The following is a 12,900-nucleotide window of genomic DNA, read 5'->3' on the forward strand; positions in this document are numbered from 1 at the left end:
CTCGCCCTTACTCCAGCAGGACGGGGACCCCGTCACGGATGCGGCCCGGCGACCACAGGCCGGAGCGGGTCGTCACGTCGGTGGTGACCTCCGCGGGGGAGGCATCCGGGTCGATCGGACGGTACTGCTCGAGCGATCCCCAGTCGCGATCCCAGTCGTGGTTCAGATAGGTGGGGACGGCCTCGGCGTTCAGCAGAAGCGGGATCCAGCCGAGCGGTCCGCCGCCGATGTCGTCCTGCCAGCCGTTCGTCGCGTCGGCCCCGACCCGGTCCGGGAGGATGCGGTACTCGGGGACCTCGGCGACACCGTTGCGGTGCCCGAAGGGTCGCTGGCACGGGAAGGCGAGACCCACCGACCAGTCGATGAGGACCGGGGCGTCGGATCCGACGACCTCCTGCAGGGTCTGCATGCGCGGCATCCGCGGCGGCGTGACCGCGACCCACTGGTCGGGGGAGAGGTCACCGTCGTCGACGACGATCCGCACGGCGTCGGCGTCGGCCGGGATCGCGTCGCTCGGCACGCGCAGGTTGCGCCAGGACGGCGACGGGCCGATGTCGATCGGGGCGAGCGTGGCCAGCGGCGTCACGTCGTCCCCGGATGACGAACCGAACTCCAGCAGCACGTCCTGACCGGGGGTGATGACACCGTCGGGGTCGACGTAGCGGATGCGTCCCGCCGCGGTCACGACCAGCAGCGGTGTCTCGTCGGTGCGCTCCGGCAGCGCGTACCAGCCGGATTCGAGTTCGGCGGACTGCTGCACGCCGGAGCGGTAGCTGCCGAGGACGGGCGTGGTCTGCGGGTCGAGGCCGAAGGGCAGCTTCACGGTGCTGCCGTTGATGCCCTCGTCGCTGGTGCGACCGCCCTCGGTGCCGGCGCTGGTGGATGTGGTGGTGCCGCCCTCCTCGCTGTCGACGGTGTTGGCGCCACCGGTCGTGGTGGTCTCCGCGTCGGCGGTGAGGTCGAGGGCCACGCCGTTCGGGGTGAAACCGACGGCCGTGCCCGCACCCAGGGCCTCGCCCGCATCACCGTCGAGGGGCTGAAGCATGGTCGCGTTCGGTTCGGACTCGACGAGCACCTCGTCGGCGAGTCCGCAGGAGTTGCCTGTGAGGGCCGCCGCGTTCGACTTGGCGATCGAATAGGCCGGGTACTGCGAGACCGCGCCCTTGAGCAGCGACAGCACCTCGAACAGCACCACCGCCGCCGCGACCAGCGTGAGCGGGGCCGACGCCAGGGCCCGCACCCTGCCGTTGCGGTCGGGTCGCGGCGTGGTGAACGGCTCGCGCAGGTGGAACCACGCGGCGAGGAGCAGGGCGAGCACCGTGAGGCCGAGCAGTGCCGTGGAGAAGGCGTAACCGGAGATCGACGGCGGCTTGTCCCACCACGGGATGCCGTAGCTCGAGACGTACCACCAGCCGTTCGAACCGGTGAAGGCCATCGCCAGGACGAACAGCACCCCGGCGGTGAACAGCGCCCGGTTGCGGGCCGATCGGATGCCGACCGAGCCCACTCCGATCGCGGCGAGCGCAGCCACCGACGCGGCCAGGCCCGCGTACACACCGAAGTGGTGTGTCCACTTCGTCGGCGTGAGCATCATGAGCAGCAACGACGCGAAGACGATGCCGAGGATGCGCCGCGAGGGTCCGATAGCGGTGCCCGGGATGCGGCCCTTGCGCAGGATCAGCATGACGCACACGACCAGGCACAACAGCATCACGAACACGCCGAACCGGCGGGCCAGCGAACCGTCGGGGGAGACGGTGAGCAGTGCGTCCCACCGCAGTCGCTCGTCGAACCACGGCACGTTCGGGCCCACGGCCGAACGCACGCGGGTCGCTTCGAGGACCGACGCGAGCGTCTGGTCGGCGAAGACGGCGATGAGCACGACGGTGCCCGACGCCAGGATCGGCGCGAGGGGCGCGACGACACCGACGAGATGCCGGCGCGCGATAAGAACCTTCACCAGCGGGCGCATCCCGGCGACGAGTGCGGCCACCGCGATCAGGCCGGTCGGGCCGGCGGCGAGAGAGAAGGCCGCGATGAGGACCGCGATCGCGGCGGGCAGCATGCGCCCGGTCGCGATCGCGCGTTCGATCGAACACCAGGTCAGCAGCGCACCGACCGCGATGATCGGCTCCGGGCGCAGACCGTTGTTGTAGGGGAGCCAGAAGGCGAGGAAGACCAGCCCGGCCGTCCACAGCGACACCCGGCTGTGCCGGACAGCGACGCCGAGCCGGGGGATGACCTCGCGGCTGATGACCATCCAGCACAGGATCGCCGCGATGAGCGTGGGCAGGCGCATCCACACGCTCGACGTCGAGACCTGTGCGAACACGACGAGCACGTCGTAGAACCAGCCGAACGGCGCCTCGGGCACACCGAACCAGCGGAAGTAGTTGGCCATGTATCCGGCGTCGCCGGACACCCGCGCCATGTTGAGGATGTAGCCGTCGTCCGAGGTGTTCGCGCCGATGATGTGCCAGAGCAGCAGAGTGCTCACGACCACCGCGTCCACGAGGGTGAACCGCCACCAGCGGGCCGGCAGGAACCGGCGCGCGCGGCGCCCGTCGATCCCGTCGAGTCGATGCAGAGCGACGAGGGAGACCAGCGTCGCGAGCGCGCACACGATCATCGCGAGGAGCTTGAGCACCGTGGGGGTCGAGGTGAACCGCGAGTCGAGCTCGGCGCGCACCGACAACCGCTCGGTGGAGTCGTCACCGTCGGGTTCGAAGGCGCCGGCCGGGCCGCCGAGGTCGCTGAAGACACCGACCATCTGCGGCCGCTCGTCGCCCTCGAGCTCGATCGCCACCGGCGGGTCGGCGCCCACGATCTCGGCGGCGGTGCGTTCGGAGTTCGATGCGACCGTCACGGCCGTACACGGCTCGTCGAGCGGCGCCGAGACGAGCACCGAGTTGCGCAGGACGGCCTCGACGGTGCCGGGAGCGCCGTCCTCACCGGGTATCGCGCGGATCACCAGGCCCTCCGCCGTGGCGTCGGGGGAGCCGGACGGGATGGTCGAGACGAGGGTGCCGCCGTCGGAACCGAGCTGCGCTGCTGCCGCGCACGGCACGCTGGCCCGCAGCGTGAGCGGGGCGTAGGTGACGAGCGGCGCCTCGACACTGTCGATGCTGCCGTTCTGCGGCCATTGCAGTTCGCCGGTTTCCTGCCGGACCGGCAGGAACGGAAGGGTCAGAGCCAGCACGAACCCGAGCAGTCCCGACACGATCGCGACGATCCGAGCTGTGCGGACGCGCGATGTCGGGTCGGACGAATCGGTTTTCCCGGGCGAAGCGGTATCGGCTGGCACAAGCGTCGATGCTAGGCGAGTCCCGTCACGGGGCCGGCGCGTGCCGCTCCGCTCGCACCACTCGCGGGTACTCCGCGGTTCTGTCCGACCACGTCCGGAGTGATGCCTCCCGCCACTAGCATCGCTGTCTATGAGGACTTCCACCCCGATCGGGCGCGCTCTGCGCGCGGCGGGCATCGGGGAGGTCTGCGACGACTCGACCACGCGCGCGCTGTACTCGTCCGACGCTTCTCTCTATCGCGTCCCGCCACAGGCCGTGGTGCGCGCCCGATCGATCGACGACGTCGCCACGACCCTCGACGTGTGCCGCCGGGAAGGTGTCCCCCTCACCTCCCGCGGCACCGGCACCTCGCTCGCGGGCAACGCTGTCGGGCCTGGCGTGGTCATCGACTTCTCGCGTCACCTGAACCGGGTGCTCTCCGTCGACCCAGAGACCCGGACCGCGCGGGTGCAACCGGGTGTCGTGCAGGCCGAACTGCAGCGCGCCGCGGCACCGCACGGTCTGCGCTTCGGCCCCGATCCGTCCACCCACAACCGGTGCACGATCGGCGGGATGATCGGTAACAACGCGTGCGGGGCGCGGGCGCTCGGCTACGGCCGCACGTCCGACAACGTCGTCGCGCTCGAAGTGCTCACCGGCACCGGGCACCCGCTGACGCTGCCCGGCGAGGATCCGGTGCTGGAACCGTTGCGGGAGATCGTCGCCCGCGACCTCGCGACCATCCGCACCGAATTCGGTCGCTTCGGCCGGCAGGTGTCGGGTTATGCACTCGAGCATCTGTTGCCGGAGAACGGTTTCGACGTTCGGAAGCTGTTCGTCGGTAGCGAGGGCACACTCGGGATCACGACCGAGGCGACGGTGCAGCTGGTCGCCGACCCTGCCGTCCGCACAATGGTCGTGCTCGGCTATCCAGACATCGTCGCCGCCGGCAACGCCGCGCACGGACTACTGGGTTTCCGGCCCACGGCGTGCGAAGGGCTCGACTCGCGGATCGTCGACATCGTCCGGCACCGGCGCGGACCGCAGGCGGTACCGCCCCTGCCGTCGGGTGCGGCCTGGCTGTTCGTCGAACTGGCCGGTGACGACGCCGACGAGGTGCGCGGCCGGGCGAAGGCACTCGCGCAGGCCGCCGCCGCGACCGACGTCCTGCACGTCGAGGACCAGGCGCGTGCCGCTGCGCTGTGGCGTATCCGGGAGGAGGGAGCCGGCCTGTCGGCGAGAAGTCCGAAGGGACTGCCCGCGCACGCGGGATGGGAGGACGCCGCCGTCCCTGCCCACCGCGTCGGCGACTATCTCCGCGACTTCGAGGAACTGCTTGCCGGATACGACATCACCGGCTATCCCTACGGGCACTTCGCCGACGGCTGCATCCACATCCGCCTCGACATCCCCCTCGAGGTTCCGGGTCTGTTCCGCGAATTCCTTTTCGAGGCAGCTCAACTCGTCGCCGAGTACGGCGGGTCGATGTCGGGGGAGCACGGCGACGGGCGTGCCCGGAGCGAACTGCTGCCCGTGATGTACTCACCCGACGCGCTCGCACTGTTCGGGGCTGTGAAGTCGGTCTTCGATCCGGAGAACGTCCTCAACCCCGGCGTGCTCGTCGACCCGCGGCCCGTCGACGCCGACCTGCGCGTCCCGGCGGCCGGGAAGATCCGGGAGGGCCTGGCCTTCCGCTATCTCGAGGACGGCGGCGACTTCACGCAGGCAGTGCACCGGTGTACCGGGATCGGCAAGTGCCGCGCCGACAATACCGGCACCGGCGGGGTGATGTGCCCGTCCTTCCTCGCGACCCGCGAGGAGAAGGACTCCACGCGCGGACGAGCCCGGGCGCTGCAGGAGATGCTCAACGGGCACCTCGTCGACGAGTCGTGGCAGTCGCCGGAGGTGCACGAGGCGCTCGATCTGTGCCTGTCGTGCAAGGGATGTCTGTCGGACTGTCCGACCGGGGTCGACATGGCAACCCTCAAATCCGAAGTGCTGCACCAGACCTACCGGGGACGGCGACGGCCCACCAGTCACTACGGTCTCGGCAGGCTGCCGCAGTGGGCGGCGATTGCCTCCCGTGCGCCACGCGCCGTCAACGCCCTTGTCCGTGTTCCGGGGGTCGCCCCGCTCGGGTTGACCGTCGCCGGTCTCGACCGCCGCCGCCGTGTACCGAGGTTCGCGCCCCGCACCTTCCGGAAGTGGTTCGCCGACACCCTCTCGCGACGATCCCGCACGGGCGATCCGGTGCTGCTGTTCGTCGATACTTTCACCGAGTACTTCACCCCGGAGACCGGGGTTGCCGCCGTGCGCGTGCTCGAAGCCGCCGGACACAGCGTGCACCTCACCGACGAACCCCGCTGCTGCGGCCTGACGTGGATCACCACCGGCCAGCTCGACCAGGCCCGGGAGATCCTGGGCCGCACCGTCGCCGAACTCTTCCGCAGCGGCATGCCGATCGTCGGTCTCGAACCGTCGTGTACCGCCGTCCTGCGTTCCGACGCAGTCGAACTGCTCGGGTCCGCACCCGCGCGTCTCGTGGCCGACAGCACCACGACCCTCGCCGAACTCCTCGCCGACTGGGAACCACCGTCGCTGGACGGCACACGGATCGTCGCACAACCCCACTGCCACCACCACGCCGTCATGGGATGGGGCGCCGACGCCGCCCTGTTGCGACGCGCGGGTGCCGACGTGCAGCGCCTCGCCGGCTGCTGCGGTCTGGCCGGGAATTTCGGAGTCGAACGCGGGCACTACGACGTGTCGGTGGCGGTCGCGCGAACCCAACTGCTGCCGGCGGTCGAGGCGGCATCCGACGACGCGGTGATCCTCGCCGACGGGTACTCGTGCCGTACCCAGCTCGGCGACCTCACGACGCGGCGCGGCATGCACCTGGCCGAGTTGCTGGCCTCACGACTGCCGTAGGTACGGCGGGCTCATCATCTGCGGCGTCGCCCTCTGGTGCGCTCGCTTCGGGAGGGGCGCGGCCCGAGTTCGTAGGGGATCTTCAGGATGTGGCGGGTTTTGGCGTCGATGTCGCAGTTGCCGAAGGCGACGGAGTGGAGGATGCCGTTGTAGACCAGATACCACAGGTCGGGATTGCGCTGGATCTCGCTGATCTTGAACGATTGGATTTTGTTGCCGTGGGCGTCTTTCAGTCGCAGGACACGACTGGGCCCATCAGCGGAGAAGCGGATGCGAGTGAGATGGTAGGTATCGACCCAGCTGTCGTGCCATTGGACCCAGGTGGCACCGGCTGCAGTCCAGTGGTTTCCCTTGCCGAAGAACAACAATAGTGAACTTCCAGGGATGATGACCCACATGATCCACCAGTGGATCCAGCGAAAGTCTCCATTGATGACGGTGAGGTACACGACCAAGATTGCCGCTATGAGGAATGCGCCGATGTATCGGTCGCGCACGGTGGGCTGGAGCCATTCGAGAACGGGGCCGAGATGCTCCGGTGCATCTGGTGGGTTCCGTGGGTTGCGGTCGAGCGGTGTGTATTCCGTGCCGTGGTAGATGCGGGGCGCCCGGGGTGGGCGGGGTTCGCCTGTGATCGAATCCGGCATCGGTGGTAGATCGATGGGGTTCACCATCTGCGGCGTCGTCCTCTGATGCGTTCGCTACGGGTGGGGCGTGGCCCGAGTTCGTAGGGGATCTTCAGGATGTGGCGGGTTTTGGCGTCGATGTCGCAGTTGCCCGACGCGACGGAGTGGAGGATGCCGTTGTAGACGAGGTCCCACAGATCAGGGTTGCGTTGGATCTCACTGATCTTGAACGAATGGATCTCGTTGCCGTGGGCGTCTTTCAACCGGAGCACACGGCTGTAGCCGTCTGCGGAAAAGCGGATGCGGGTGAGGTGGTAGGTGTCGACCCAGCTGCTGCGCCATTGCACCCAACTGGCACCGGCTGCGGTCCAATGGTTCGCGGTAGCGCGAAACATCATCCAGGCGCCTACCGCCATGATGACCCACATGATCCACCAGTGGACCCAGCGGAAGTCTCCGTTGAGGACGGTGAGATACACGACCAAGAGCAAGACCATGGAAAGGGCACTAGTGTACTTGTCGCGGACGGTGGGCTGGAGCCATTCGAGCGTGGGGCGGAGATGATCCGGTGCCTCGGGCGGCTTTCGTGGGGAGCGCTTGACTGGTGTGTATTCCGTGCCGTGGTAGATGCGGGGCGCCCGGGGTGGGCGGGGTTCGCCTGTGATCGAATCCGGCATCGGTGGTAGATCGATGGGGTTCACCATCTGCGGCGTCGTCCTCTGATGCGTTCGCTACGGGTGGGGCGTGGCCCGAGTTCGTAGGGGATCTTCAGGATGTGGCGGGTCTTGGCGTCGATGTCGCAGTTGTCCGACGCGACGGAGTGGAGGATGCCGTTGTAGACCAGATCCCACAGGTCAGGGTTTCCTTGAATGTCGCTGATCTTGAACGAGTGGATCTCGTTGCCGTGAGCGTCTTTCAAACGAAGAACGCGGTTCGGCCCGTCTGCGGAGAAACGTATACGGGTGAGGTGGTAGGTGTCGACCCAGCTGTCGCGACATTGCACCCATGTGGATCCTGCTGCCGTCCAATGGTTCCTGATCCCGCGAAACATCAGCCAGCCACCCGCAGTGATGATGAGCCACGCACCCCACCAGTGAATCCAGCGAAGATCCCCGTTGGAGATTGTGAAGAACGCGACCGTAATGGTCATCAGGGTAAATGCGCTGATGTATTTTTCGCGGACGTGAGGTTGGAACCATTCGAGAGTGGGACCGAGATGGTCCGGTGCTTCCGGTGGTTTTCGTGGTTGTCGGTCGGTCGGTGTGTACTCGATGCCGTTATGAATGCGTGGTGCGTGAGGCGGGCGAGGTACACCGGTGATCGTGTCAGGCATGGGAGGGAGATTGTCCTCGTTCATTCTCGTCCTCAGAACAGGTTTCCAGCCCAGCGCGCCGCCGAACCGACGGCACCGGATATGTCGTCCCAGTGTTCGATTACTTCGCCCACACCAAACGCGACACCGACCCCGGCGCCGACCGCAAGCAAAGTGACGGGACCACCGGCCGCACTTGCAAGAATCAACTCGGTTGCAACCGTTCCAGCGACGAATCCACCGACATCCTTTGCGACCGCCTTTACGGCATCTCCCGTTGTTTCGGCATTCATGACGTCGCCATATGTCTGGGCGGCGGTCAAAATTCCACCCACGACAGGAACTTTCGACCCGAAATGCGCCAGTTCGGTCCCTTTAGGGATATGTTCGCCGAAACTGCTGCCAAGAAATCGGATGACCTTGTTGTCACCGAGCCCGGCAAGCAGTCGAGAGTTCTCCGCAGCGAATCGTGCAGCATCGTCCGCACCCCCTTGGAAGGCCCGAACAGCCCTGGCCGCAGTAGCTTCTGGGTACGGATCACCCAACCGCGCCGCTTCCGCGGCAAGCTCACGCAGCCGAGCAAGGTTCGCGCCGCGTGCCTCGGCCAGGTCTCCCCATTTCGACAGCTCGGAAACCGCCGTAGCCAGATACCCACCGACTGTGTGTAGAACCAGCCATCCCCACTGGGCTTCTGCGTCCTTCAGAATTGTCGTCGGGCCGCGCAAGGCTTCCGCGAGCGCGCTGTGCGCCCCGGTTTCGGCCGCGCGACCTTCCGCAACGAGCCCCGCAGCCGCCTCGTAGGCTGCGATCTGCTTCGTCCGAAAAACCTGGGGTGCAATGTCGTACGAGTTCGGATCGACGTTGAGTGGCTCACCGATCCCGACGCCGAACTCCACGGGAATACCGGCTTCCGCCGCTGTCGCCTCGGCCTGTGACATGCGTGACCGGACGGTGACGAGTCCGTCGGCGAATGCGCGCAGGGCAGCGGCGACCACGTCGATCTGGTCTGCGGCCTCGGTCGTCCCCGTGATGATGCGGTCGAGCGTCGTGCGGAACGCATCTCCCGCAGGGCTTCTGAATTCGTACTCGGACTCGGTGCGTCCGTCGCGCGCCGCCTTCAGTCGGTCGTGCACACCCGTGGCGAGGGCAGTGAGCGAATCCGCGCATGCGTAGCAGGAGGTGGGGTCGCCGAAGACTCGGGTGTCGAGGCTCATCCCTCACCGGCCTTCGCCATCTCCTGAGCAGTGTGCGACTCGGCGTCCTGGTAGGCGCGCAGACTGTCCTGGGTGGCGTCCGCTGCGTTGGCCAGCGACCGGACCGCCGCGTCCAGCGCGGAAGCAATCGACCCGAGAGCGTCGACGAGCAGTGCGGTGGCGGCACCCGCGTCGGGTATCGGTGCGGGATCGGATCCGAGCTCGTCGATTCCCATCGCTCCGGTCGCCAGGAGCTTCGCGACCGTGTCGAGGTCACCGATGTCGATGCTCACCGGGTCGCTCTCCTGCCGAGCGGGTCCTCGAACGGACGGTCGTCGTCCGCGATCGGGGGTGGCGGTGGTTGTCGGCCGTCGAGCAGGACCACGTCGTACCCGGTGGTCCGGTGGATCTCCTGCAGCCCTGTGCTGTCGACGCCCATCCACGGCTGCTGCGGTCCGCAGCAGCGGGCCAGTTCCTTCGGCGAGGTGTAGGCGGGCAACGCCAGCCGGCCGTCGGGCAGTGTGCGCATCTCGAGCCGAACCTGCCCGGAACTGTCGCGGCGTCGGATCGGCACATACAGAACGTCGCTCATCGAATCCCCCGATTCCGTCGTACCCCCCGTACGACTCGCCGCGACCTTACCGTAGCGGCGATGAGTTTCCGGCTCCTGCCCGGTCGGTATCTGCGACAGCACCGCTGCCCACCTACCAGGAGGCCGTCATGAACACCTTCACCGCATCCACCACCGGCACCCGCGACGACATCGCCGCGGCACCCTCACGCGCCGCCCGCATCGCAGGCCTGATCGTCAGCGGTCTCGTCGTCCTGTTTCTGCTGTGGGACTCGATCATCCACATCGCCAACGTTTCGCAGGTGCAGGAAGCGATGGCCGATCTCGGGTTCGACCCGAGCCTCAACCGGGTGTTCGGCGTCGTCCTACTCGTCTGCCTGATCGCCTACGTCCTGCCGCCTACGGCAATCCTCGGCGCCGTACTCCTCACCGGCTATCTCGGCGGTGCTGTCGCGACGAATCTGCTCACCGAACAGCCCATCGTCAGCACGACTCTCTTCCCGATCTACACCGGAATTCTGGTGTGGGGTGGATTGTGGTTGCGCGACATCGGGGTTCGTCGCATCATGCCGGTTCGCCCGTCGCGGTGACGATGACGAACGGCCCCACCTCGGTCACGGTGAATCGGGGATCGTCGAACAGTTCCTTGGGGAAGGTCACCGTGTACCGCCGCACATTGGGATCGTTCGGGTAGACGTCCTCGGCCAGACGCAGCGTGTAGCCCTCGGCACCCTGTCGGAAGACGACGGCGTCGGGGGCTCTCCACGGCAGCTCCTCCCAGGCGGCGAGCAGTTCGCCGGGGGAGGAGAGTTCCGACCACTCCTCGATCGCTGCGGCCCGCGCGGAGAACTCCGCCAGCGGGTTGGCGTAGTGCGAGGTCAGGGCCTGGAAACCGAAGTATGGGTAGTAGGCGAGGAAAGACGTGTCGGCCGTGAGGACCACGTGGTCGTCACGCTCGCCGCCCAACTGCGACAGCAGGACGTCGTCCACCTCGGCGTAATAGGACGCGGCACCGGCGGGTCGCTGATCGGCGCGTTCGCCCGACCCGTCGGTATCGGTGTAGGCGACGGTGATCTCGCCGGCGAGTACCTGCGGAATGTTCTGCGCGAACGCCAGCGCACCCAGAGCCCCCACTGCCACGAGCACCCTGCGCACGCGCGGATTCTCGCTGGTCGCCAGGCTGATCCAACGCGAGAAGTCGACGAAGGCGAATGCGCCTGCCGCAGCGAGCAGTACGAGCAGGATGACCTCGAGACGGAACGCGAGCAGGGTGTTGCCCACGGCGGTCAACGCCATCGAGGCGAGGTACCACAGGTAGACCGCGATCACCCCGAGCCCGAGCGCCTGCGCCCGATGCGACGACGACGCCCGGCCCACGAGCCACACGGTGCCCAGCAACGACAACAGTCCGATCAGGGACATGTGGAACATCGGCAACGGCAGTCGCGCACCGGCATCGGGGAGATAGTGGGTCGCGGTCCCGGACTCGGACGGGGGATTACCGCCCAGCACGTCGAACACGAACGGCGCCCACACGATCAACGCGACGAGCACCGCGATCGACGCCATCACCACGAGACGGACGAGCACCGGAAGGACCGCCCGCCACGACCCGGTGGCGCGACGCGCGAGGTACGCCGCGACGACGGCCATCACCGTCACCGCGAACGCCGCGATACCGAGATAGAGGGTGTAGAAGGTCGCGGCGAGACCGAGGAACAGGCCCGTCCCCACGACGGCACCCCAGCCCTGTCGTCCCCGGCCACCGCGTGTAGCGGGTAGGAAACCACCCCAGGCCAGCACCAACGCCGGCGCGACCAGCACGGCGATCACCGCTCCGTAGGGTTCCGGCGAACCGTAGGCCAGCACGACCAGCGTCGTCGCGGTGGCGGCGAGCACCGCCAGATCGGAGCGGACCAATTCGGACCACAGCACCAGCGCGACGACCGCCGCGACCGCCAGCGAGCCGATCGCATACGGCTTGAACGCTTCCCAGCCGTCCATACCCAGCAGATTCGCGACACGGCCACCGATCCAGAACCACCCGGCCGGATAGAACGACGGCAGGTCGGCGTAGTTCATGTCGCGCAACGCCGCGCTGTCCGTCAGTCGCGTGAGGAACTGGGTGCGGAACTCCTGGTCGACGGAGATGCCGTGCAGGTAGAGGCGGGTCGCGGCGAGCGGCATCCCGAGGGTCGCGGTGACCAGGCCGGACAGCGCCGCCCACGACAGCACCCGCGCCCCCGTCACCCATCTGCGGCGACGCAACAGATAGATCGACAGGCCGAGCACGGCGAGTGCCGCGAACTGCATCACGGTGGTGACGGCCTGCGTCACGTTCGACGAATTGAACGCCGGCCACTGCACACGGTCGAAAGCGAACAGCCCCACCGCGGCGACGAGTGCTGCGACGAGCGCTGCGCAGACGAACTGCACGAGCGTCGAGACGGCACGGCGTAACGGGGCTACTGCTACAGGAGTGTCGGCGAGCACCCCACGAGCATAGAGATGCGTCCGCGAGACGAGTGGTGGCCCGATCCGCGCCGCAAAACGCCGCCGTCCACCGGTCGGGACCTTCATCCTGGAAGTTGCGTCGGGAAACCGGGCCGTCGGTACCGCCCGGGGAATCCGAACGGAAGGCTCAGATCATGACAGGTAAAGCAGTTCGTGCGGCCCTCGCAACGCTCGCGACGGCACCTCTCCTCGTCTTCGGGGCGGCGCAGGCCTCGGCGTATCCGGTGATCGAACCGGGTGCGCCCGGCGGTCCCATCGACGGCCGGTTGTACGACCACCACGGCGTCGATCCCTACCAGTGCATCGTCGTCGGGGCGCCGGGTGTCGGCTACGCGACGAACGAGGCGGGGCAGGACGGCATCGTGAACGGTGTCTTCGTGAACGAAGGGTCGATCAACCACTGGTGCTACGGGCCGCCCGGGATGATCCACAGCGGAACCGGCTACGTCCGGTAGACCCCGAAAAGACGACT

11 protein-coding genes are annotated in these 12,900 nt (G+C 67.6%); 3 read left to right on the forward strand and 8 right to left on the reverse strand.

Features of this window, described 5'->3' with window-relative positions; all coding sequences use genetic code 11:
* Nucleotides 1-7 precede the first annotated feature (7 nt).
* Nucleotides 8-3,304, reverse strand: a complete 3,297-nt coding sequence (locus tag A5767_RS21185; RefSeq protein WP_064853085.1) for an arabinosyltransferase domain-containing protein — start codon at nucleotides 3,302-3,304, stop codon at nucleotides 8-10.
* Between the two features lie 130 nt (nucleotides 3,305-3,434).
* Between A5767_RS21185 and A5767_RS21190 the strand changes: the two genes are divergently transcribed.
* Nucleotides 3,435-6,212 carry an FAD-binding and (Fe-S)-binding domain-containing protein gene (locus tag A5767_RS21190; RefSeq protein WP_064853086.1) on the forward strand — a complete coding sequence of 926 codons (2,778 nt, stop codon included), beginning with the start codon at nucleotides 3,435-3,437 and terminating at the stop codon, nucleotides 6,210-6,212.
* Between the two features lie 14 nt (nucleotides 6,213-6,226).
* Here the strand turns inward: A5767_RS21190 and A5767_RS21195 are convergent, their stop codons facing one another.
* From A5767_RS21195 to A5767_RS21220, 6 genes are all read right to left on the reverse strand, one after another.
* The gene (locus tag A5767_RS21195; protein WP_064853087.1) at nucleotides 6,227-6,886 is read right to left on the reverse strand and encodes a hypothetical protein; all 660 of its coding nucleotides are present in this window, start codon (nucleotides 6,884-6,886) and stop codon (nucleotides 6,227-6,229) included.
* Nucleotides 6,880-7,335 (reverse strand): hypothetical protein, encoded by a 456-nt coding sequence (locus A5767_RS21200; protein ID WP_231913245.1) that lies wholly within the window; start codon nucleotides 7,333-7,335, stop codon nucleotides 6,880-6,882. Before A5767_RS21200 ends, A5767_RS21195 begins: the two co-directional genes overlap by 7 nt.
* A gap of 200 nt (nucleotides 7,336-7,535) precedes the next feature.
* A complete protein-coding gene (locus tag A5767_RS21205; protein ID WP_024102688.1) occupies nucleotides 7,536-8,195 on the reverse strand; it encodes a hypothetical protein in 660 nt (219 codons plus the stop codon).
* Between the two features lie 8 nt (nucleotides 8,196-8,203).
* A complete protein-coding gene (locus tag A5767_RS21210; RefSeq protein WP_064853089.1) occupies nucleotides 8,204-9,364 on the reverse strand; it encodes a hypothetical protein in 1,161 nt (386 codons plus the stop codon).
* Nucleotides 9,361-9,636 carry a hypothetical protein gene (locus A5767_RS21215; protein WP_006553456.1) on the reverse strand — a complete coding sequence of 92 codons (276 nt, stop codon included), beginning with the start codon at nucleotides 9,634-9,636 and terminating at the stop codon, nucleotides 9,361-9,363. The genes A5767_RS21210 and A5767_RS21215 overlap by 4 nt, the downstream gene beginning before the upstream one ends.
* Nucleotides 9,633-9,935 carry an SAV_915 family protein gene (locus A5767_RS21220; protein WP_064853090.1) on the reverse strand — a complete coding sequence of 101 codons (303 nt, stop codon included), beginning with the start codon at nucleotides 9,933-9,935 and terminating at the stop codon, nucleotides 9,633-9,635. The genes A5767_RS21215 and A5767_RS21220 overlap by 4 nt, the downstream gene beginning before the upstream one ends.
* Nucleotides 9,936-10,063: 128 nt before the next feature.
* Here A5767_RS21220 and A5767_RS21225 point away from each other — a divergent pair, with 128 nt between their 5' ends.
* Nucleotides 10,064-10,504 carry a DoxX family protein gene (locus tag A5767_RS21225; RefSeq protein ID WP_006553458.1) on the forward strand — a complete coding sequence of 147 codons (441 nt, stop codon included), beginning with the start codon at nucleotides 10,064-10,066 and terminating at the stop codon, nucleotides 10,502-10,504.
* Here A5767_RS21225 and A5767_RS21230 read toward each other — a convergent pair.
* Nucleotides 10,479-12,407: an arabinofuranosyltransferase gene (locus tag A5767_RS21230; protein ID WP_197483285.1), complete on the reverse strand. Its 1,929-nt coding sequence runs from the start codon at nucleotides 12,405-12,407 to the stop codon at nucleotides 10,479-10,481. The genes A5767_RS21225 and A5767_RS21230 overlap by 26 nt on opposite strands.
* A gap of 155 nt (nucleotides 12,408-12,562) precedes the next feature.
* Here A5767_RS21230 and A5767_RS21235 point away from each other — a divergent pair, with 155 nt between their 5' ends.
* Complete coding sequence (locus A5767_RS21235) at nucleotides 12,563-12,883, forward strand: hypothetical protein (RefSeq protein ID WP_024102694.1); 321 nt, start codon at nucleotides 12,563-12,565, stop codon at nucleotides 12,881-12,883.
* The last annotated feature ends 17 nt before the right edge of the window (nucleotides 12,884-12,900 follow it).

Origin of the sequence: Rhodococcus sp. 852002-51564_SCH6189132-a (assembly GCF_001665495.1) — a bacterium.
Taxonomy (GTDB): domain Bacteria; phylum Actinomycetota; class Actinomycetes; order Mycobacteriales; family Mycobacteriaceae; genus Rhodococcus; species Rhodococcus pyridinivorans.

Bases quoted from the DNA above. Each gene is read 5' to 3' on its own strand.
- A5767_RS21220 (WP_064853090.1), bottom strand. From the start codon at position 9,935: ATGAGCGACGTTCTGTATGTGCCGATCCGACGCCGCGACAGTTCCGGG.
- A5767_RS21205 (WP_024102688.1), bottom strand. From the start codon at position 8,195: ATGAACGAGGACAATCTCCCTCCCATGCCTGACACGATCACCGGTGTA.
- A5767_RS21225 (WP_006553458.1), top strand. From the start codon at position 10,064: ATGAACACCTTCACCGCATCCACCACCGGCACCCGCGACGACATCGCC.
- A5767_RS21190 (WP_064853086.1), top strand. From the start codon at position 3,435: ATGAGGACTTCCACCCCGATCGGGCGCGCTCTGCGCGCGGCGGGCATC.
- A5767_RS21200 (WP_231913245.1), bottom strand. From the start codon at position 7,335: ATGGTCTTGCTCTTGGTCGTGTATCTCACCGTCCTCAACGGAGACTTC.
- A5767_RS21195 (WP_064853087.1), bottom strand. From the start codon at position 6,886: ATGGTGAACCCCATCGATCTACCACCGATGCCGGATTCGATCACAGGC.
- A5767_RS21210 (WP_064853089.1), bottom strand. From the start codon at position 9,364: ATGAGCCTCGACACCCGAGTCTTCGGCGACCCCACCTCCTGCTACGCA.
- A5767_RS21235 (WP_024102694.1), top strand. From the start codon at position 12,563: ATGACAGGTAAAGCAGTTCGTGCGGCCCTCGCAACGCTCGCGACGGCA.